This is a genomic window from Acinetobacter sp. ANC_7503, assembly GCF_056780035.1.
The window spans coordinates 66,969-88,181 of record NZ_JBWYJA010000003.1; the positions used below are offsets into that span (position 1 = coordinate 66,969).

At 38.2% G+C, this 21,213-nt stretch carries 15 protein-coding genes; 10 read left to right on the forward strand and 5 right to left on the reverse strand.

From position 1 onward, the window contains the following. Nucleotides 1–6: 6 nt before the first annotated feature. The 4 genes from cysD to AC1M9M_RS05515 all read left to right on the forward strand — a co-directional run bounded on the left by cysD (nt 7) and on the right by AC1M9M_RS05515 (nt 4,499). Nucleotides 7–921 (forward strand): sulfate adenylyltransferase subunit CysD, encoded by a 915-nt coding sequence (cysD, locus tag AC1M9M_RS05500; RefSeq protein WP_035266686.1) that lies wholly within the window; start codon nt 7–9, stop codon nt 919–921. A gap of 125 nt (nt 922–1,046) precedes the next feature. Continuing rightward, the gene (gene cysN / locus AC1M9M_RS05505; protein WP_481595822.1) at nt 1,047–2,663 is read left to right on the forward strand and encodes a sulfate adenylyltransferase subunit CysN; all 1,617 of its coding nucleotides are present in this window, start codon (nt 1,047–1,049) and stop codon (nt 2,661–2,663) included. Nucleotides 2,664–3,253: 590 nt separating this feature from the next. After that, nucleotides 3,254–3,502 (forward strand): DUF2798 domain-containing protein, encoded by a 249-nt coding sequence (locus AC1M9M_RS05510; RefSeq protein WP_481595823.1) that lies wholly within the window; start codon nt 3,254–3,256, stop codon nt 3,500–3,502. Between the two features lie 121 nt (nt 3,503–3,623). Continuing rightward, nucleotides 3,624–4,499 (forward strand): SDR family oxidoreductase, encoded by an 876-nt coding sequence (locus AC1M9M_RS05515; RefSeq protein WP_481588891.1) that lies wholly within the window; start codon nt 3,624–3,626, stop codon nt 4,497–4,499. 56 nt (nt 4,500–4,555) lie between these two features. On the opposite strand, the gene AC1M9M_RS05520 is transcribed toward AC1M9M_RS05515, so the two are convergent. From AC1M9M_RS05520 to AC1M9M_RS05530, 3 genes are all read right to left on the reverse strand, one after another. Further along, the gene (locus AC1M9M_RS05520; RefSeq protein ID WP_481595824.1) at nt 4,556–6,976 is read right to left on the reverse strand and encodes a glycerophosphodiester phosphodiesterase family protein; all 2,421 of its coding nucleotides are present in this window, start codon (nt 6,974–6,976) and stop codon (nt 4,556–4,558) included. Between the two features lie 264 nt (nt 6,977–7,240). Next, nucleotides 7,241–9,700 carry a glycerophosphodiester phosphodiesterase family protein gene (locus AC1M9M_RS05525; protein WP_481595825.1) on the reverse strand — a complete coding sequence of 820 codons (2,460 nt, stop codon included), beginning with the start codon at nt 9,698–9,700 and terminating at the stop codon, nt 7,241–7,243. 138 nt (nt 9,701–9,838) lie between these two features. Beyond that, complete coding sequence (locus AC1M9M_RS05530) at nt 9,839–10,129, reverse strand: hypothetical protein (protein WP_155756968.1); 291 nt, start codon at nt 10,127–10,129, stop codon at nt 9,839–9,841. A gap of 131 nt (nt 10,130–10,260) precedes the next feature. Between AC1M9M_RS05530 and AC1M9M_RS05535 the strand changes: the two genes are divergently transcribed. After that, the gene (locus tag AC1M9M_RS05535) at nt 10,261–11,253 is read left to right on the forward strand and encodes an NAD(P)H-quinone oxidoreductase (RefSeq protein ID WP_481593898.1); all 993 of its coding nucleotides are present in this window, start codon (nt 10,261–10,263) and stop codon (nt 11,251–11,253) included. An 82-nt stretch (nt 11,254–11,335) separates the two neighbouring features. Here AC1M9M_RS05535 and AC1M9M_RS05540 read toward each other — a convergent pair whose 3' ends face one another. Beyond that, nucleotides 11,336–12,013 (reverse strand): YetF domain-containing protein, encoded by a 678-nt coding sequence (locus AC1M9M_RS05540; RefSeq protein WP_035266694.1) that lies wholly within the window; start codon nt 12,011–12,013, stop codon nt 11,336–11,338. A gap of 309 nt (nt 12,014–12,322) precedes the next feature. Here AC1M9M_RS05540 and AC1M9M_RS05545 point away from each other — a divergent pair, with 309 nt between their 5' ends. The 5 genes from AC1M9M_RS05545 (at nt 12,323) to AC1M9M_RS05565 (ending at nt 19,206) form a co-directional block, all read left to right on the forward strand. Beyond that, nucleotides 12,323–13,984: a sensor domain-containing diguanylate cyclase gene (locus AC1M9M_RS05545; protein ID WP_481593897.1), complete on the forward strand. Its 1,662-nt coding sequence runs from the start codon at nt 12,323–12,325 to the stop codon at nt 13,982–13,984. Between the two features lie 58 nt (nt 13,985–14,042). Further along, the gene (locus AC1M9M_RS05550) at nt 14,043–15,080 is read left to right on the forward strand and encodes a molecular chaperone DnaJ (RefSeq protein ID WP_481595826.1); all 1,038 of its coding nucleotides are present in this window, start codon (nt 14,043–14,045) and stop codon (nt 15,078–15,080) included. Between the two features lie 188 nt (nt 15,081–15,268). After that, nucleotides 15,269–16,990 (forward strand): thiamine pyrophosphate-dependent enzyme, encoded by a 1,722-nt coding sequence (locus tag AC1M9M_RS05555; RefSeq protein WP_481595827.1) that lies wholly within the window; start codon nt 15,269–15,271, stop codon nt 16,988–16,990. Nucleotides 16,991–17,349: 359 nt separating this feature from the next. After that, entirely contained in the window at nt 17,350–18,069 is a 720-nt protein-coding gene (locus AC1M9M_RS05560) for a carbonic anhydrase (RefSeq protein ID WP_481595828.1), read from the forward strand. Between the two features lie 111 nt (nt 18,070–18,180). Further along, a complete protein-coding gene (locus AC1M9M_RS05565; protein ID WP_481595829.1) occupies nt 18,181–19,206 on the forward strand; it encodes a molecular chaperone DnaJ in 1,026 nt (341 codons plus the stop codon). 46 nt (nt 19,207–19,252) lie between these two features. Here the strand turns inward: AC1M9M_RS05565 and AC1M9M_RS05570 are convergent, their stop codons facing one another. Next, nucleotides 19,253–21,202 (reverse strand): protein kinase domain-containing protein, encoded by a 1,950-nt coding sequence (locus AC1M9M_RS05570; protein WP_481595830.1) that lies wholly within the window; start codon nt 21,200–21,202, stop codon nt 19,253–19,255. Nucleotides 21,203–21,213 lie beyond the last annotated feature (11 nt).

Sequence of the window (21,213 nt, forward strand, 5' to 3'; positions counted from 1 at the left end):
TTGTCCATGTCATTAAATGAGGAAAGACTTACTCATCTTAAACAGCTTGAAGCTGAGAGTATTCATATCATTCGCGAAGTTGCTGCAGAATTCGAAAATCCAGTCATGCTTTATTCGATTGGTAAGGACTCGGCAGTTATGCTGCATTTAGCGCTTAAAGCATTCTATCCTGCAAAACTCCCTTTTCCACTGTTACATGTAGATACAGGTTGGAAATTTAAGGACATGATTGCTTTCCGCGACAATATGGCTAAGCAACACGGTTTCGATCTTATCGTCCACCAAAATAAAGAAGGTAAGGATGCTGGGATTAACCCATTTGATCATGGTAGTTCGAAATATACTGATATCATGAAAACTCAGGGTTTAAAACAGGCATTAGATAAATACAAGTTCGATGCTGCATTTGGTGGTGCTCGCCGTGATGAAGAAAAATCACGTGCCAAAGAACGTGTGTATTCATTCCGTGATGATAAACATCGTTGGGATCCTAAAAACCAACGTCCAGAACTTTGGAATCTTTACAATGGTAAAGTGAATAAAGGCGAAAGTATCCGTGTGTTCCCATTGTCGAACTGGACTGAGCTTGATATTTGGCAATATATTTACTTAGAAAGTATTCCACTTGTTCCATTGTATTTAGCGGCAGAACGACCTGTTGTTGAGCGTAGTGGTACATTAATTATGGTGGATGATGAGCGTATGCCTTTAAAAGAAGGTGAAGTTCCACAAATGAAATCGGTTCGTTTCCGTACTTTGGGGTGTTACCCATTGACAGGTGCGGTGGAGTCGACAGCTAACACCTTGCCAGAAATTATCCAAGAAATGTTGCTTGCAACGAGTTCTGAGCGCCAAGGTCGAATGATTGACCATGATGAAGCGGGCTCGATGGAAAAGAAAAAGCAAGAAGGTTACTTCTAGAATCTCTCTGCCGCAGCAGTGCTGCTCCTCTCTTTGTAAAAGAGAGGAGTCATCCTCCTTTTTCAAAGGGGGAACGAGGGGGATTCAAATACACCGATTTCAACATATTTGTGGAGCTATGAGCCATGTCTCATCAATCAGATTTGATTAGCCAAGATATCTTGGGTTATTTAAAACAACACGAAAATAAAGACTTATTACGCTTTTTGACTTGCGGTAACGTAGATGATGGTAAATCAACTTTAATTGGTCGTTTACTTTACGATTCAAAATTGATTTATGAAGATCAATTGCAAGCCGTTACACGTGACTCTAAAAAAGTCGGTACAACAGGGGATGCACCTGACTTAGCGCTACTTGTAGATGGTTTACAAGCAGAGCGTGAGCAAGGTATTACGATTGATGTAGCTTACCGTTATTTCTCTACAGAAAAACGTAAGTTTATTATTGCCGACACTCCGGGGCATGAACAATACACACGTAACATGGCTACAGGTGCGTCTACGTGTGATCTTGCGATCATTTTAATTGATGCGCGTTACGGTGTTCAGACACAAACACGTCGTCATACGTATATTGCAAGCTTACTTGGTATTAAGAACATTATTGTTGCGATCAACAAAATGGACTTGGTTGAATTCTCTGAAGCACGATTCAATGAGATTCAAACTGAATATGCAGGCTTTGTTGCACAATTGGGTGACCGTAAACCATCTAACATCATCTTTACGCCGATTTCTGCGTTAAATGGTGATAACGTTGTAAACAAATCACCAAATACGCCTTGGTACACAGGCGAAACTTTGATGGGTACGCTTGAATCTGTAGAGATTAATCGTACTTCAGCTAAAGCTGACTTCCGCTTCCCTGTACAGTATGTGAACCGTCCTAACCTCGATTTCCGTGGTTTCTGCGGTACGATCGCCCTAGGTGATATCAACGTTGGAGATACGATTACTGCGTTGCCATCAGGTAAATCATCTACAGTTAAAGAAATCGTTACTTTTGATGGTAACTTAGAACGTGCAGTTGCTGGTCAAGCAGTGACATTAACGTTAAACGACGAGATTGATATTTCTCGTGGTAACGTACTTGTACGTGCAGACCAAGAAGTACCGGCAATTTCTCGTTCTGTTCAAGCGACTGTTGTATGGATGGCTGACCAACCGCTTGCGATTGGTAAGTTATATAACGTGAAGATTGGTACGCAAACTGTTCCTGCTAAGGTAACAGCAATTAACTTCCGTACAAACGTAAATACGCTTGAAAAAGTTCAAGTTGAAAACTTAGAGCTGAATGCGATTGCGAATGTAACGATTGAATTTGATGCACCAGTCGTATTTGACCGTTATCAAGATAGCCGTTACACAGGTTCATTTATCTTTATTGACCGCTTAAGCAACGTTACAGTTGGTGCAGGTATGGTTGAAGAGGCAGTTGAGTGGACTGCACATAATGAGCCTGTAACATCAGAAGCACGTGCGGCGCGTTTGGGTCAAAAGCCTGCTGCGGTAACTGTATCAAATGCTGCAATTGTGAATGCACAAGTATTAGAAAGCTTATTGATCCAACAAGGTGTTGTCGCGATTGCTAAAGCGGGCTTAACTGCTGAAAACGTTGCATTATTACGTGAAACTGGTGTGGTAGTGATTACCGATACTGCAACAGGTACGGATGCAAGTTTTGAAGTAGAAGCTGCTGAAGAATTGGCTGAGAAGATTCTGGAATTGGTTCGTCTTTAAGAGTGACTGATTTAAAAAAACCCGCCTGATGGCGGGTTTTTTTATTTAAAATTCAATAACGACCACACTAGCCCTAATGAGCTAAGATAGAATGAACATTATCAATAAATTCGAGATATGATGAAAATAGTAGCGTATTTGCTTTTGATGCTCTTAACGGCATGTGTTAATGCTCCGATACAACAAAAACACCCTAGTAAAGCTTGTTTAGAATACCAACAAATGATGACAGCGCCTATGCCTAGAGAAGCTATGCAAAAACTGCAAAAAAAATGCTTCGAATCTAAAGAATAGAGATTAACGGTAAAATTGGACTAAAAACTTAAAACATTTTCGTAGAGTAGAAAAGCTAAAAAATAAAATCATCGTTTAAAGTTAAATATTTTTTTATTGCTCATGAGTCTTGATTAAGATGGAAACTAATCCATTCTATTTAATATACATTTACTAAGAAAAATTATTAAATCATGCCTCAAGGTTCAAAATTTTAACGATATTGGATTAGTTTTGTGTGCTTGAAACTTGAAAAATATAGGAATAGTGATTGCATTGGTGCTAAATTAAATGAGATGAAATGATTAGGCGCTACAATGAATAAAGCACTCCCAAAATTTCACCCCAAACATCTCAATTGGCTGATGCCGTTAATTTTGTCATGTTTGATGAGTGGTTCAATTTCTTTAATTAATATTGTAATGAATCGTGGATTTTTTGATGGGATCTGGGTGGTCTGGATAAAGACGTGGGCAATGTCTTGGTTAATCGCATTTCCATTGATCTTAATATTTTTACCTGTGGTAAGAAAAATCTTAATGCATTTTGTAAAAACTATGCCATAGCCCTTGAATGAAAGGTTTGATTAGCATTTAAAACAACAATTATAAAATTCTATGATCTTGCAACTGTTAAAAAATCGGGATAATTTTGCAAGTCGATAAAAATTACAACCTAAGGATTGGCATGACATATAACTCAGTGTTCAAGGAAAACTTATTTCAGAATCAGGTCATCATTGTGACAGGAGGTGGTTCTGGTATTGGACGTTGTACAGCTCATGAGCTTGCATCATTGGATGCACAAGTGATTATTACAGGGCGTACCCAAGAAAAACTCGATAAAGTTGTTGCTGAAATCATGGAAGATGGTGGCAGAGCCTATGGCATCGCTTGTGATAATCGTGATGAAGCACAAGTAAAAGCCATGATTAGCGAAGTAATTGAAAAATTCGGACGAGTTGATGGCTTGGTGAATAATGCAGGCGGACAATTTCCAGCGCATTTAGAAAAAATCTCAGCCAATGGATTTGATGCTGTCATTCGAAACAATCTACACGCTACATTCTATCTTATGCGCGAAGCTTACAATCAGTGGATGAATAAGCATGGTGGAAGTATTGTCAACATGACTGCTGATATGTGGGGAGGTATGCCGAATATGGGACATTCAGGCGCAGCTCGTGCAGGGGTCGATAATCTGACCAAGACAGCTGCTGTCGAATGGGGGAAATCAGGAGTTCGCGTGAACGCCGTAGCACCTGGATGGATTTTGTCATCAGGTATGGATACATATACTGGTGAAATGGCTGAAAAAGTGATTCCAAGTATGGCGGAGAAAGTTCCTTTGCAACGCATGGGAACGGAAGCTGAGGTGTCATCAGCGATCGTCTATTTATTGTCTGAAGCATCTAAATTTATATCGGGTGTCACGATACGGATTGATGGCGCAGCTTCTCAAGGCACACGTATATTTCCATTAAGCCCGGCTGAGAATAATCAAGCCTATGATGGATTTCACCGTTCTTTTTTACCCGAAGTGATCCAAAATTTAAAAAAATAAGAAATGCCCAATTGAAGCTTTAAACTTAACAATTGGGCATGTAAATTTAAAGTTTCTTACTGAATCGTGACTGTGACAGGTTTACCGTACAGGGTGTAGCTATAATTCGGCACAATCGTGTATTGATAGCTCGGCATGACATAGGCTTTGCCTTGTTCACTAAACGTAATCGACTGACCATTTTTACTATATTTGGCAGAACCAGGCAGAACAATCATTGAATTAAAGTTTTGTGCTGAAGCCTTACCTATCTGAGTAACTTTTTCTCCACTAAAAACAACAGGCTGTCCTACTTTCGCAGTAATTTGACCTGGAGTATTGATCTTGACGACTAAATCAGAAGATTCATGAGCATAATCGGTGGTTAAGCCATGTGTTCCTTGTACATACATACGATTAAAATCATCTTTATTGGTACGGAATGTCCAAGGCCAGAAAGTTACGCCACGTAAGCTCGCCATTGACATTAACTCTTTGCTTAATCCTGCAAAAGACGGGTTAAATGTAGAAGAATATTTTTGAGTCGCGTCTAATATTCGACGTGTGTTTACAATATTGCTTTGTGCGTTCGGCGTACTCGTTAAGAAGCCTGTAGAAACACCCGGTAAGGTATTTTTCATCTGTAAGATTTGATCACCATTAAAACTAATAACAATCGATTGATCATAGGCATTATGCTTATCTAAAAGCTCTTTAATCTTCGCTACAATTTCAGGCTTAGCACTTTTAATTTCGATGAAATTGGTCACATGGGGGTATTTTTTGACTGCAGCCAAAACCTCATCCATGGTTGGAACTGGGCGACCATTGGGAATCGTACGTAACTGACGAATTTCAGCTAAGGTCAGATCTTCAGTGTTTCTGCTATCACCTGTGGTACGTTTTAGCGTCCCGTCATGCATCAAGAAAACATGACCATCTTTCGATAGATAAACATCATATTCAACTGCATCAGCACCTACCTCAATAGCTTTGATTGTTCCTTCTAAAGTATTTTCATCCTCTAAAGCTGGAATACCACGATGGCCTGTGATGAGGGGTTTTCTTAACAAGGTATTCGGTGCCATCTGCTTCATAATGTTTTGGAAAACATCTGGCTGTTGAGTATAGATCCCATTAATCCCTGTGCTTAAAATATCAGCCGCTTTGAATGCATCAATGCTTTCTTTTTTATCTGGATGAAGTGTGCTTGCCCAAGGTGTAATCAATAAGCGTTGTAGATGAGATACGACTTCGGATTGCACTAAGTGCGGCGGTAAAATGACAATTTTTGATAAAGAAGAATTGGTATTATGAGCAATTTTTACAATATCTGATTTACTATTGGTTAAACCAGATTGTTTTGAATAGTCGAGTGCTGTACGCAATACAGGGATTTCAACACGAGCTTTACGTAAGAGTTCAGGCTGATCCGACACCAAGGTGATATCAGCGAGATCATAGTTTTCTGTCAACGTTTTCAGATTACGAATTGTTTTTTCTGAATTGATCGTTAATAGCGGAATATGACGTCGTGTTGAATCATTTAAATAATCTTTTAAATGAGTAATTTTCTTTTGATCTTGGTTAAGAAGATTGAGTTGCTCATCCAGTTGATAGGCAACATGAGTTGCTAATGGAGCTGAGTTCAGTGTAGTTGCGCCAGCAGGCTGAGCGAGTGCTGGTGCCATAGAGACTGGCAATTGCTGATCGATTAGATCTGTAACTCGATTAGACTCTGGTAGGGCTTCGAGTTGCTCAGTCACTTTAATTGAATCTACACGCATCAAAGCGCCAGCTGCAGAAATGCCAATGCCACCCTGATTTAAATTGTAAGGTAGCGTGCTATCGAGTACGAGTTCATCATTAATATAATGGCGTACGCGTTGGCCATGTACGATGACTGTTGCTTTGTAGGTTTTATTTAACTCAAAATTCTCTTTATATGCAGATTTCTGTAAAACATTCCATGTGTTGTTAGGTTGACGCATAGAAAGTTCAAGACCACTTGCAGCGGTTGCATCAACACGAAATGCGAATTGGTAATACGGCGTAAAAGCTGGATCAGCATATTGATCAGCGGCACGATAGATGATGCTACCCCAACGCCCGCCATTGTTATTTTCTAAGAAAGCAAAATCCATATCGATACGATAATTACGATGTTGCTGTAGTTCGGTTGGCAACATGATGGTCGTCATTTGTGTATCGTGCGCCGTACCATTGATGAGTAGTGCTCCATCTTTAACTTCAATATTACCTGGATTGCTACTAAGTTGAGTCCAATTGTTTGGAATAGTAGTTAAAGCATTGAAATTTTCTTCAAAAAGTATTTCGGGTACAGGTACTTCAATGTCTGGTGTTTCTGGTTCAGGAGATGGATTAGGATTTTCCGTTTGATCTGGATTTGATACAGAATTTTTTTGATCATCATCGGAGCAAGCCGTTAAGCTTAATGTTAATAATATTGCTGACGTCAGTGTTGTAAATTTCATCATTAAAAAGTACTCGAAAAGTATGTCCCTAAGCGAGACACAATCTAAGTACATAAAATGACAATTCTATGGATTTGTCATAAAGTAAAAAAAATATTACATATTAAATATTTATGAAATTCATCAGTTTTAAATACTGTCGTGTTTAAGCGGTGAACATCATTAAAAGTCCAGTTGAAATCTTATGAAAAGATAAGGGAAAATGCGATTTTCAAAAAAAACCAACTCAGCGAACTGAATTGGTCTTCGAATATCAATGTGGATTTTTTATTGAATGGTCACAGTCACGGGTTTTGCATAGATGGTATAGGTGAAATTGGGTGCTATGGTGTATTGGTAGCTTGGCATGACATAGGCAGTACCACGTTCACTAAAACTCACAGATTGACCATTTAGACTATATTTTGCAGAGCCTGGTAGTACGAGCATCGTATTGAAGCTTTGGTAACTAGATTGACCCAGTTGCGTTAATTTTTGCCCAGTGATTTGTAAAGGTTGACCAACAGTTGCTGATATTTGTCGTGAAGTTTCAATTTTGACCACAAAATTTGATGCATCTTGTGCATAATCTGTGGTCAACCCATGTGTACCTTGAATGTACATACGATAGAAATCATTTTTTATTAAACGGAACGTCCAAGGCCAGAAGGTTACACCACGTAAACTTGCCAGATACATGACGTCCTGATTCAAACCACTATAATTCGGATTAAATGTTGAAGAAAATTGTCGTGTTGTTTCCAAAATTCTTCGAACGTTTAGAAAAGTAGTTTGTTCCTTTGGTGGATATACCAATAAACCCGTTGATACACCTTTTAGAGTGTTCTTCATTTCAAGAATTTGTTGCCCATCAAAACTTATGACAATCACTTGACCATATGCATCATATTTATCAAGTAAATCTTTAATTTTTGAAATTATTTCGGGTTTTGCACTCTTAATCTCGATAAAATTGGTGACATGTGGGTATTTTTCAACTACTGCAGCCAATACTTCATCCATCGTCGGTATGGCAAGTCGCTGCCCGGTCGTTTTAAGTTTACGAACCTCTTCGAGCGTCATGTTCTCAATATTTTTTGCGATACCCGTTGTGCGTAAAACCGATTTATCATGCATTAAAACGACATGGTCATCTTTCGTCAGATAGACATCATATTCCACGGCATCAGCGCCAACTTCTATCGCTTTAAGAATACCTTCAAGGGTATTTTCATCAACTTGAGATGGAATTCCACGATGACCTGTAATGAGCGGTTTACGAAGTAGGGTGTTGGGCGCCATTGAGCGCATGATGGAATGAAATAATTCAGGCTGAAGCGTATAAATGCCATTCACTCCTGTCGTTAATATCTCAGCAGCTTGATAGGCATCAAGTTTAGGACTGGTCTGTCCAGAAGTATTGTGGGTAAAACCTGCCCAAGGTGTGATCAATAAACGTTGCAAGTGTGCAACCAGATGAGATTGAACCAAATGGGCTGGTAAAATCACAATTTTAGAAAGTGATGTATTGGTTGCCTGTGCAATTTTCACAACACTATTTTGATCTGAAATCAAATTGTACTTTTCAGACCAATCCAATGCTGTACGGATTTCTGGAATCTCCACACGCGCTTTTCTTAATAGATATGGATCATCAGAGACTAGCGTGACATCACTAAAATCATAATCTGAAGACAAAGATCTTAATTCAGCCAGTGTGTTTTCAGAGTCGATATGCAGAAGAGGAAGTGTTCTTTTTGTTTGATCAGAAAGAAGACTTCTGAGGTGCATCGAGGCCTTATTGTCGAAATCTTTTAAAAATAATTGTTCATCAAGTTGGTACGCAATATAAGTGGCGGTATGAGCGTTATCATTTGTTGATGAGTCGGCTGGTTGTGCTAAAGCGGGCGCCATTGCAACTGGATATTTGTGATCAATGACATCTGTGATCCGATCTTGAGTAGGGAGAGTATCAAGTTGTTCAATCACCCGTATTGTGTTGACCTTCATCAGCAATCCTGCTGCTGAAAGTCCAATGGCACCTTGGTTTAGGTTGGTGGGTAATTCACCATCAAAAACCAATTGATCATTTAAGTAATGACGAACACGTTGATTATGAACAACAACTGTAGCCTTATAAGGCGTATTTAGAGCGATGTTTGATTCAAATTTGGATGTATTGATGACATTCCATGTGTTATTCGAACGTCTAAGTGCGAGTTCTAGACCATTATAAGCAGATGCATCTGCACGAATAGCAAATTGGTAGTATGGTGTATATTCAGGTTGAGCAAACACATCTGAAGCTCTATAAATAATACTTCCCCAACGAGTACCGTTATTACGCTCAAGGTATTCAAATTCTAACTCAATTTTATAGTTGCGAAGCTTTTGAAAATCCGAACTTAACATGATGGTGGTGGGTTTGGTTAAATCTTTGCGACCATCAATCAGTAAGGCACCCTCTTTAAATTGAATGCTACCTGGATTTGAAGGCAGAATATTCCAATCAGAAGGTATTGAATAAAGTTCAGTAAAATCCAGATTTAAATAAGTGTTTGGTTGTGGAACATTGATCGGTGTTTCAGGTTCGAGATCTGGTGGTAGGGGTGGTTTTGGATCTTCAGGCTGAATTGGTATGGTTGGCTCAGGAGTATTTGGTAAGGTTGATTTAGCTTGATCTTCCCCAGAGCATCCTGCTAAACCGAGCATGAGCGATAGTGTGACAACTAGAGTCTGCTTTTTCATTTTAAAATTCTCGAGTGTACGATCCATGACGACCTTAAAATCTATGAAATTAAGGTTACAATTCCTTTGTAAATCAGAAAAATACGAAGCTTTGTTTATATTATTGAGTTATTTTAATATTCGTGTCTGAGGCAAGGTTCAAAATAAAAGATTTAAAACTTGCCATCCACCAATAATGACACGAATGATCCCCAAAGCGACGAACAATATCATTTCAAAAAAACAGAAAACTAAAAAAGTCCAACCTGCTGCACCATCCACTTTGCTCGCATCGTATTCAATGTATAGCAATAACAACACCAGCCCAATTTGGAAGTAGATCATCGCAATTACTGCTGAATCCCATGGAAAACTTAACAAAAAAGTCCAACAGATGATGACCAAGGCAGCAAAACTGCATGGCAAAATAAATTGCAGCAAGTAACGCATATTATTTTCCCCAAAAAATAATGATTCGTTTTCATCCTTATACATAAGTAATACAGGACTTTATCAATGCGATCAACTATGATGAAATTGATTGAAATGAATGAAAAGTATTGTAAATAAAGGATTTGATTATGGCACAAAGCATGCAACATGTGATCATTACTGAACCAGGCGGCGTTGAGAAGTTGGCTTATGAAACGGTTGATATTCCGCAACCTAAAGACAATGAAGTCTTGGTGAAAGTACATGCTTTCGGCATTAACCGTCCTGATATTTTACAGCGCCAAGGTTTATATCCAATGCCTAAAGGGGTCACACCTGTACCTGGGTTAGAGGTATCAGGGGAAGTCGTTGCAGTAGGGGCTGAGGTAAACGCCTATCAGGTGGGGGATCAAGTGTGTGGACTCACCAATGGTGGTGGTTATGCGGAATACTGTGTGGTGCCTGAATCTCAGCTGATTAATATTCCTGCAGGGGTGAGTCATATTCAAGCTGCTGCAATTCCAGAAACATTTTTTACCGTTTGGGCGAATATTTTTCAAATGGGCAAAGCTAAAGCGGGGGAAACGGCTTTAATCCATGGCGGAACCAGTGGGATTGGAACAACAGCATTAATGTTGTGTAAAGCATTTGGCTTAAAAACTTTTGCGACTGTTGGCTCAGATGAGAAAGTAAAAGCAATTCAAGATTTGACGCATGCAATTAATTATAAAACGGAAGACTTTGAACAGGTCATTCAGCAAGCGACGGAAGAAAATGGCGTAGATATTGTCTTAGATATGGTTGGAGCGCCTTATTTAGCCCAAAACTTGAATGTATTACGTCGTGATGGGCGTTTGGTTTATATCGCATTTCTTGGAGGAGCTAAAGCTGACGGCGTAAAATTAGGTCAAATCATGATGAAGCGTTTAACCATTACTGGCTCAACCATGCGTGCACGTACCACAGCAGAAAAAGCCAAAATCGCTCAAGATTTAAAGACACATGTTGCGCCGTTATGGGCAAAAGGTGAATGTCTACCGATGATTTATAAAACTTTTAATTTTGATGAGATTCAAGCGGCTCATTTGGCAATGGATGCAGGTGATCACATTGGTAAAATTGTGGTGAAAGTCTTGGATTAATCTCAACCACCTATGTTCGATTGAGTCAGCGCTGAGGATGAATAATCTGCTTCGTCCCAACAGACTTTAGATTATTCATCTGCTAACCAATTCTTAGACTGTTCATTGCTTGCGTCCAATCTTGGCAAGAACAGCGCGGACAATCTTGAAGTGGTTGTTGAAGTTCAGTACAGAATCCACAATGTGTACACGCATATATTACGCTAGGTTTTACCTTGTATATTGATTGAGCTTGATCTGGAAAAATTGGTAAGCCATATTTAACTTGCTCATCGGGATAAAACAAAATACTGAAATTCCCATCGGACTCTAATAGACCGACTCGAATTTGACCTAAATGCTCAACGGATTGACGACGCATTTCCGAAAAGAACTCATCATGCGACATATTACCTCGCTTGAATGCTTCAAGGACGAGCATGCCATCTTTTACGATGTAACAGGATTTACCTTCGACTAAGTCTTCGAAAGGCTGATATTTCATCATTAACCACGTTGTGGTGCGGTAAAGCAAGATGATCACACTCATGACGACTACGGCTTGAATTAAGGGTAAATCCTCCGTAAACATTGGATCTCCAGCAATCGATCCAAGACAAAGAATAATGGCAACTTCAAAGATGGAGAGTTGTCTAACCCCTCGCTTGCCAGTCAAACGAAGAAAAAGAATGATGAGTAAATACATCACCACACATCGGATTAAAATTTCGAAAACAAATACCCATGTGGTGTCGTAAAAAAAGATAGAAGCAAAATCCATTTGTTCCTCAATTTTCTAGGTGATTCTACTTAAGCTATCAAGCGCCAAAAAAAAGAAATACAGAATTATTGTCGAATTATTATGACTTTATGTAGATGTGGTGCGTGACTTGAATATTAAATCATGTTGTTTAAAAGATAGGGAGTGGAATTACAGTTGTTAATGTTAATCAGGATTTTGAATATATGGGATAAGGTTGGCATTTTTTATTCATTACGATGATCCGAAATGTTTGTTATGTATTTGTAATATTCTGTTATATTCTTATGGTTGCATGTTTCGGTGTTTAACCAAGAGTTAAGGTGTATTTTGGATTCATTCCGTAATCGCGTTCTGTTCATATTTGCTGGATTAACCATTATCCTTGGGATATGCGTATCGCTGTATATTGGAAATATCGCATCTCAGCACTTGGCTAAAGCCAGTGGACAGACCCTACATGTCGCAGCAAAAAATATCAGTAATGCCTTGGCAGCTTCTCTTGCCGAACGCGAGCGCGAAATGGTGCTGCTCAGCCAATCTCCATTCTTTTCAGAAGCAAGTCTAGATGATCCACGTGTTCGTACACGCTTGGAACAAGTCAAAAATGCGTATGTCTATTATGCTTGGATGGGGGTAACAGATTTAAACGGTGATGTTCAAATTGCTGCGGATGGTATTCTTGAAGGTGAAAACGTTTCTTCACGGCCATGGTTTAAGGCAGGTTTACAGGGTACATACTTAGGTGATGTGCATGAAGCTGTGTTATTGGCAAAAAAAATTCAAGCTTTAAATCCTCATGAGCCGATGCGTTTTATTGATTTCGCAACACCAATCTATGATCCAAATACTCAAAAATTAAAAGGAGTGTTAGCTGCACATGCAGATTGGGAGTGGGCACGTCATATTCTCAATAAAGCATTATCTCAAACAGCATCTCAGCGTGGCATAGAAGTCTTTATCTTAAACAAACAGGGTGAACTGCTGTATCCATTTAAAAGTATTGGACGAGTCAAGCCACCTCAACTTAAAGTCAACGATGCACTTTATTATATTGATGATTGGAATGAAGGGCAGGATTTCTTAACCGCAAATATTGCGGTGGAGTCCGAGACTAAAAGTGATATTGGTTGGCATGTGGTAATTCGTCAACCTTTGGCGATTGCTTTGGCAGATATGCGTGATTTGCAGTTCAAAATCTTCCTGATTGGTTTATTCGTCTCGCTGTTTATCTTTTATGTGATTTATCAACTTGCCAATAAATTGAGCAGACCCATTGAGGCTTTAGCTAAATCGGCTTATGCGGTCGAACAGGGAGACGTGCATACGGCATTTCATAGTCAAAGCAGCATCCGTGAAATCCAAGGATTATCACATTCTCTACAAAGCATGACGCAAACCTTATTGGAACAGAAACAACAATTGCTTGAGGCAAACCAATCTCTAGAGCGTAAGGTTCAAGAGCGCACTCGAGCACTTGAATTGGCTAATCTTGAGTTGATTCGATTGTCACGACATGACGCATTAACAGGTTTACACAATCGCCGTGCTTTAAACGAACAACTTGAATACTTGTTTGGTCAACATAAAAGAAATCAAATTGGCTATGCAGCACTTATATTGGATGTCGATTATTTTAAGCAAGTCAACGATCAATATGGTCATGATCAAGGGGATCAAGTGTTACAACAAGTAGCAAAAATCCTTGATCAAGCAACGCGTGAAACCGATTTTGTGGCACGTTATGGTGGTGAAGAATTTGTAATTTTATTGCCTGCAACACATCTGATGGGTGCGCAAGTTTTGGCAGAGAAAATTCGTACATTGGTGGAACAAGCTGTTATTTTGGCAGAGAAAACTTTGACCGTCAGTATTGGTGTCAGTGTGACTGATCTCAACGATGCTGATGCTTATGCCATTCTTAAACGAGCAGATCGACATCTTTATCAAGCAAAAGCCAATGGTCGAAATCAAACTGTGATCGATGCTTAAAATAAAGCATCCACATTTTGTTAAACTCAGTATTCTCTCATTGGACTAAACACCTGACGTGACTTCATTCGAAATTCAATCCAGTTCTTCTGCACAACTTGTTCAAGATCATAAGCTACGGGTTTTGATTAATCAGATTGAGCAGCAAAAATTACAATTATCCGCATGGCAACACGCCCAAGAAGAAATTCGTACCTACACGCAGAAGAAACTTATTCCTGTCTATCGTGATGTTTATCAAGTGCTGTTTCAGCAATTACAAAGTCTATGGAATAGCCTAAGTCAAATTGATTTAAATAAGTCGTCTCAAAAGGTTGTGGAAGAGAAGTGTTTTAACTTGACCCAAATGTTGAGCAAATCAAATATGCTCAATGAAACTCAACTTGAGACAGTTGAAAAATTCCATATTTATTTCGAACAGGTGTTTGCTCAACCACGAAATAAGCAAGATAAAAAGAACAACTTCGAATCTAGTCAAGCACCAGATGCTCATGGTGAACAAAATGATTCAACGATTGATGACGATTCATTGTGGGACAAAGCGCAGTATCAACAAGCAAGGCAGCAAGCCAAACTTAAACGGCAGCAAGATAAACAAGCCGAAGCAGAAAAGTTAGTGAATCAATCCCTGAAAACAGTATATCTCAAAACAGCATCTATCATTCATCCAGACCGTGAACCGGATGAATCCAAAAAGGCTGCAAAGACGGCATTATTGCAACGTGTTAATGAAGCTTATGAACAAGAGGATTTATTCACGCTATTGAAGTTACAACTTGAAGTCGAGCAACTTCAAGTCGGTATACAGAAAGCTATTCAGCAAGATCAATTGAATTACTATCAACAAGTATTGCAAGCACAGAGTTTAACTTTAGAAAAGCAAATCCAGATATTGATTAATAGCTTAGTGTGGTCAAACAAGGCAAAAATTGAAGTACAAAAAACTCAAGGTGCTTTAAATATTCAAAAGCTCTATCAACATATTGACCAAGATGTTTCATCGTTAAAACAACAACTCAAATTGGAAAAGCAGCGTTTAATGGAAATGTCAAAAGCTTCCGGGTTAGCATTTTTGATTGAACATTCACTTCTTTGAATCCAAAACATACGAGCTATAAATAGCTGTTACTGACATCTACTCATTCCGTATTTCTCAATGGTTGATTGTCCTATTATTAAAAAATTAATATTATAATTTATATAAAATGTGTATTTTGTCGCATTTATTTGATGTATTGACCATAATATAACGATAATGCTCTAAAAACTAAAACTAGGAATAACATGAAAAGTAAAAAAGTCTCAGACATTATGATTGAAGTGTTGGAACAAGTCGGCGTAAAGCACTGTTACGGCATCGTTGGAGATACGCTTAATCACTTTACCGATTCTTTATCGCGTAGTTCTATTCAATGGATCAATGTTCGCCATGAAGAAGTAGGTGCATTTGCAGCAGGTGCAGATTCATTGATGAGTGGCAATTTAACAGTATGTGCTGGCTCATGTGGTCCTGGAAGCTTGCATTTTATTAATGGTCTGTACGAATCACACCGTAATGGTGCGCCTGTGGTTTTGATCGCAAGCCAACTTTCAACCGAACAAGCAGGCTATTTAGATTTTCCCCAATATGTCGACTTTAAAGAAATTTATAAAAGTTGTTCTGTATATTGCGAGGAGATCAAAGCAGCCAGTCAAGTCAGACATGTGATGACATTGGCCTGTCAGGCAGCACTGAATAAACGTGGCGTAGCGGTGGTCATTATGCCAACCAATATCAGCAGTCAATATATTCAGGAATCATTGGATTTCAGGGTACATCATCCGCAGCCTGAAACTACGCCTAATCCTGCTGAACTTCATCAGATTAAAAACTTCATCAATGCTCATCAAAAAGTCACGATTTATGCGGGTATTGGAGCTCAGCATGCTCACGATGAAGTGGTTGAACTTTCGAAAAAATTAAATGCACCCGTTGTGCATACCTCACGTGCGAAACATTTTATTGAATATGATAATCCTCATAATATGGGGATGAATGGTATGTATGGTAATAAAGCAGCCTTACATGCGATTAATCATAGTGAGGTATTGTTACTGCTTGGAACGGACTTTGCGTGGCCACAGTTTTATCCTAAACACGCGAAGATTATTCAAATCGATGTCGATGCTACTCATTTAGGTCGTCGCTATCCTATAGATTTTGGTGCTGTTGGACATATTGCACCAACGCTGCGTGCATTAATCCCTTTAGTTGAAAACAAGCAGAACCAACACTTTATTCAAGAGTGCTTAGATTTAAAGAAAGTTGCAGATGCAGCTCGTTTGAAAGAAGAGCGTATAGGTAAAGATGGTTTGATCCACCCGCAATATGTGGTGGCGCTTCTCAACAAATATGCAGATGATGATGCATTTTTCACTGGAGATGCAGGCTCATCGAAACTATGGATGCTTCGTCACATCGATACCAATGGTAAGCGTAAATTGCTATGTAGTTTACTGCACGGTACGATGGCAAACTCGATGCCTCAAGCACTCGGGATTAAAAAAGCCTTTCCTGAACGTCAGGTGATTGCGCTATGTGGTGATGGTGGTCTGAGTATGCTGTTGGGTGATCTCATGACCATCGTACAGGAAAAGTTGCCGATCAAAATTGTTGTCTTTAATAACCATTCGCTCAATTTTGTAGAGCTTGAACAAAAAGTTGATGGCTTACTGGATAATTTTACCAAATTAGCGAACCCTGATTTTGGCAAAGTCGCTGAAGCGATCGGGATTTATGGCATGACTCAAAAAGATGGTCATGGTTTGGAAGCAGCTATTCAGAAATTTTTAGCTCATGATGGTCCTGCACTAATCGATATTCATACCAACCCTGTAGAGTTGGTGATGCCACCAGAACCAAAATTTGAGCAAGTGAAGGCGACTTCATTGTATGCGATGAAGGCGGTTTTAGCTGGTCGAGGAGATGAGGTAAAAGATCTAATCGTGAATAATTTTATAAAATAAAATCGTTCGTCTCTTTAATCATTTTTTATGACAGTTTCTTCAAGTACTCACGGGATATTTATATCTGCTAGGCTTGAAGAAGCTTTTTTATACCGTTAAGTAAAATTCTAATAAAGAATACAGTAAATTTACAATAAAAAATATCTTAAAAAATAAGTATTAACCCTTCATAAAATCATTTTGATCAATATCGTCATTGTTCCAAATGTTCATATTTTCTATAACTGTATTCCATTTTTGATTCTGTCATGATCAAGATGTGGAGATCATTTGATCTATGAGAAAATATCAAATAGATCAAAATAATAATGGTAAAAATCACATAAATTAATGAACAGTTCGCGTATTAAGGTTTAATGATGAGATGTTTTTTTCAAGTATTTTCACTTTCTATTCTTTCTTCAAGTGTATGGGCAGGTGCAGATTGGGATTATTACCACCCTGAACAATGGAACAAGCTAAGCCCGAACTATGCAGCTTGTTCTGGTCAGAATCAGTCACCAATTAACATTGAGCGTTCTGTAAAAGCGGATTTGAAACCATTGCAGTTTAGCTATCAAACTTTGATTCAACGTATTCATAACAATGGTCATACGGTTCAAGTCGACTTTAAAGAAGGCGGAGAGTTGATGCTGGATGGTGATCGTTTTCAACTCAAGCAGTTTCATTTGCATACCCCAAGTGAAAATAAAATCCATGGCAAACAATATCCGCTAGAAATCCATTTTGTACATGCCAATGCCAAAGGAGAGCTGGCTGTCGTGGGGATGATGTATGCACAAGGTGCAGAGAATCCGCAATTGGCAAGAATATGGAATTCATTACCGAAGCTAAAAGGGCAAACTGTTGTGTTAAAACAGCCCCAGTCTGTTAATCATTTATTGCCAAAGAATTTGAATTATTATCGTTTTAGTGGTTCACTCACTACGCCACCATGTTCTGAGGGTGTTCGCTGGCTAATTTTAAAAGAGATTCAAACAGCCTCAGCCAAGCAGATTGAGGACTTTGCCAAGTTATTGGGACATCCGAATAATCGTCCAGTTCAACCTTTAAATGGTCGAATTATTGCGGAAAATTAAGATGTAAAGCATGTGCTTTTTGGGCAGACGTCGGTCTGCTTTTTTTTTGCACTTTATAGGAGGAGTAGCTAATTAAAGGCTAAAATAGTTTTTTCTGCTTTTGATTTGTTTATGTCTTTTGATCTTAAAACTACGCCCCAAACGGTACTTGAAGTTTCACCGCAGCATTCAAAACTGAACCGTTTAATTGATGAGATTGAGCAGCAAAAGCAGTTATTACTGGCATGGAAAAATGCCAAAGATGAAATCCGTGCCTATAGTCAAAAGGCGTTGATGCCAGCCTATCGGGAGCTTTACAGCATTTTGTATGAACAAATGCAGACCCTATGGAATAGCTTAAGTTTATATGCTCTAAGCAAGTCAGATTGCACAGTGGTGGAAGATAATATTCAAACTCTTACGAAGTTACTAAAAGACTCACATTTATTGACTCAAAAGCAGCTTGATGAAGTTGATCAGATGTATGCCTATTTTGCACAGGCAGAGGCATACTCGCAGAAGAAAACAAAAAAGAAAGCGGAACAGTCTTTAGATGTGTTTGAACATGACGTCATGCAAGATGACGTTGAAGATTGGAATCGCGATCAATACCAACATGCACGTGAACAAGCCAAACTCAAACGTCTGCAAGATAAACAAGCCGAAGCCGAAAAGTTAGTGAATCAATCACTGAAAACCGTATATCTCAAAATTGCATCAATTATCCACCCTGATCGTGAGCCTGATGAATCTAAGAAAGCCGAAAAGACCGAGCTTCTACAACGTGCCAATGCAGCCTATGAACAAGAAGATTTGTTCTTTTTACTGAAACTTCAGCTTGAGGTTGAGCAAAGTAGAAATGGTTCAAATAAGGGTTTAAGTGCGGAGCAAGTGAAGTTTTTTCAGCAGGCTTTAGAAGCACAAAGCGAAGCTTTAAAACATCATATTCAAGAATTGATTGATTCGCTTGTATGGTCAAATAAAGCCAAAATTGCGGTGCAGAAGTCTAAAGGGCAACTGAATATTGAGCAGTTGTATAAGCAGATAGATGTGGATGTGTCGAACGTGAAGCAACAGCTTAAAGCGGAGAAGCAAAGATTGATGTATATGGGGAAAGAGAGTGGGTTGGAGATGTTGTTGGAGCATGGGGTGCTTTGATGCTTTTCTCCCTCTCCCTTAGGGAGAGGGCTGTATGATAATAAATTTATTCTGAAATAGTATTCGACTTTAAATCATCCAAAAACTCAGTGTGCTTAAGGTTCTTTAAAGCTCTGTTAATAAAATCGATCAGTCCATTCGTGCTTCTTGAGGAAATTTTATCTGATAACTTATCCCAGTTATATGAGACATAGTTTTCATAAAATTGCTGATAGAACTGAGTGCTTACTTCGATTTTCCATCCATATTGCTTACCGAAATTATATAAGCACCAAAATTCTCTAATTTTTTCAATACTATACTTTTGTAAGAATTTTTTATTTTCTATTTCTAGATCATTTGGTTTAAGGATAAGTTCCAAAAGTTTTGAGCTTGGAATTATTCCAAACTCATCATCTGATTCATCAAATTTTACTCCACTGATAATAGTGCGAATTTCTTGTATAGTTAGGTATAAAAGATCGACTTTAGGGGAAATATTCAATCTTTCATATTTAAATTCGAAAGGTAGTGCATTAGCTTGAGGGATTGTTCGATAATTCAAGAAATATTTACAAAAATAATTATCAAATTCTTCAAAGCAGGAAAATTCTTTACTATGACGACCATCATACGTGGATTTATGTCTTCCATAGGGGGAGTCATCTTTCACAAATAAGAAACTGCCTTTATGAACAACGGTTATTCTTGATGATGAGTCTGGCAGAGGTTGTTCTTCGAATAAATTATACTCCCAATGCTTGGCATCAGTAATGAATTCATTATTGATCACTGTGTATTCAGTAACTTCAGACTGAGAGTAATACTCAATGTTGGGTATTATTTCAGTTTCTAAATATATGTAGTTATTTCTAATATCTGCTGAGAAATTTCGATAAACTAACCTTTTAGGCTTAATCCATGTTTTAAAACCACTCATATTGATAACAATAAATTTTTTTCTTTTTACTTCAATAAATTCAATACCATGAATATCAAGTCCACCACCATCAGGGAAAAATGCATGATGCAAATCAGGTTCAAAGCTGTAAAATGTATTTAGAAAATGATATATAGCATGTATATCTGTAAGCTCAATTTTAGAAGCTTGATAAGGATTTAATTTGTTGCATACATCTTCCCATTTACCATCTATGTATTTGGAATATTTTTTCAGTGATTCTTCGACTTGACTTAGTATATGAATGATTTCTTCTAAAGTTATTCGTTCTGATGGGTTGGTTTTAGTACATCTTTCTATAATAGTGTGAATGTTAGTCAGAATAATTTTTTCTTTAGATAAAATCTGTTCTAGTTTTTCTCTTTGAGAAATAGAGTATTCACCATCAAATCCATGTTCATCTTGAGTTAAAATCATCCAAATTGTTACGCCAAGAGAATAGATATCGGATTTTTTATAATCTTCTATTTCTAAGTCTTTACCTGTTTTTCGCATTTCAGGGGCAATTGTTTGGTAGTTCCCCATACGTGTTCCATGACGAGTAATCCCTTTAGTTTCCTGTGGGTCTGTCACTAGACCGAAATCTGCCAAATATAATACATTATCTAGAAATAGAAGGTTATTGGGCTTTATATCACGGTGACAGTAACCATTAGCATGTAAGCATCTAATATCATTACATAGTTTAATAAGGAGCTGAATTTTTTGTAAAAATGCTGTTTCAGCAATTCCTTTATCAAATGTTTTTGCTAGAGGTAATCGTACCCAAGAGAAATCATTCTCATTTAATGAATAATCAAAAATAGGCAATACACTATATTTACCTTGAGAGCGATATAGAGTGGTATGGACTTCAAATTCTCTTTTTAATCGTTGAAAATCAATTTGACGATTAGTAGTAGCAGGTAAAAACTTAAATACACATACATTAGATGGATTAGCTTCGTCATAAGCTGTCCAGATCAATCCATTTCCACCAGAGTTAATTTGTTCTATCAATACCCATTGAATGGCATTCGATTCAATTATTTTATTTTTTCTTGGTTTTAAAGTCATAAAAAATCCCC

Bases quoted from the DNA above. Each gene is read 5' to 3' on its own strand.
- cysD (WP_035266686.1), top strand. From the start codon at position 7: ATGTCATTAAATGAGGAAAGACTTACTCATCTTAAACAGCTTGAAGCT.
- cysN (WP_481595822.1), top strand. From the start codon at position 1,047: ATGTCTCATCAATCAGATTTGATTAGCCAAGATATCTTGGGTTATTTA.
- AC1M9M_RS05510 (WP_481595823.1), top strand. From the start codon at position 3,254: ATGAATAAAGCACTCCCAAAATTTCACCCCAAACATCTCAATTGGCTG.
- AC1M9M_RS05515 (WP_481588891.1), top strand. From the start codon at position 3,624: ATGACATATAACTCAGTGTTCAAGGAAAACTTATTTCAGAATCAGGTC.
- AC1M9M_RS05520 (WP_481595824.1), bottom strand. From the start codon at position 6,976: ATGATGAAATTTACAACACTGACGTCAGCAATATTATTAACATTAAGC.
- AC1M9M_RS05525 (WP_481595825.1), bottom strand. From the start codon at position 9,700: ATGAAAAAGCAGACTCTAGTTGTCACACTATCGCTCATGCTCGGTTTA.
- AC1M9M_RS05530 (WP_155756968.1), bottom strand. From the start codon at position 10,129: ATGCGTTACTTGCTGCAATTTATTTTGCCATGCAGTTTTGCTGCCTTG.
- AC1M9M_RS05535 (WP_481593898.1), top strand. From the start codon at position 10,261: ATGGCACAAAGCATGCAACATGTGATCATTACTGAACCAGGCGGCGTT.
- AC1M9M_RS05540 (WP_035266694.1), bottom strand. From the start codon at position 12,013: ATGGATTTTGCTTCTATCTTTTTTTACGACACCACATGGGTATTTGTT.
- AC1M9M_RS05555 (WP_481595827.1), top strand. From the start codon at position 15,269: ATGAAAAGTAAAAAAGTCTCAGACATTATGATTGAAGTGTTGGAACAA.
- AC1M9M_RS05560 (WP_481595828.1), top strand. From the start codon at position 17,350: ATGAGATGTTTTTTTCAAGTATTTTCACTTTCTATTCTTTCTTCAAGT.
- AC1M9M_RS05565 (WP_481595829.1), top strand. From the start codon at position 18,181: ATGTCTTTTGATCTTAAAACTACGCCCCAAACGGTACTTGAAGTTTCA.
- AC1M9M_RS05570 (WP_481595830.1), bottom strand. From the start codon at position 21,202: ATGACTTTAAAACCAAGAAAAAATAAAATAATTGAATCGAATGCCATT.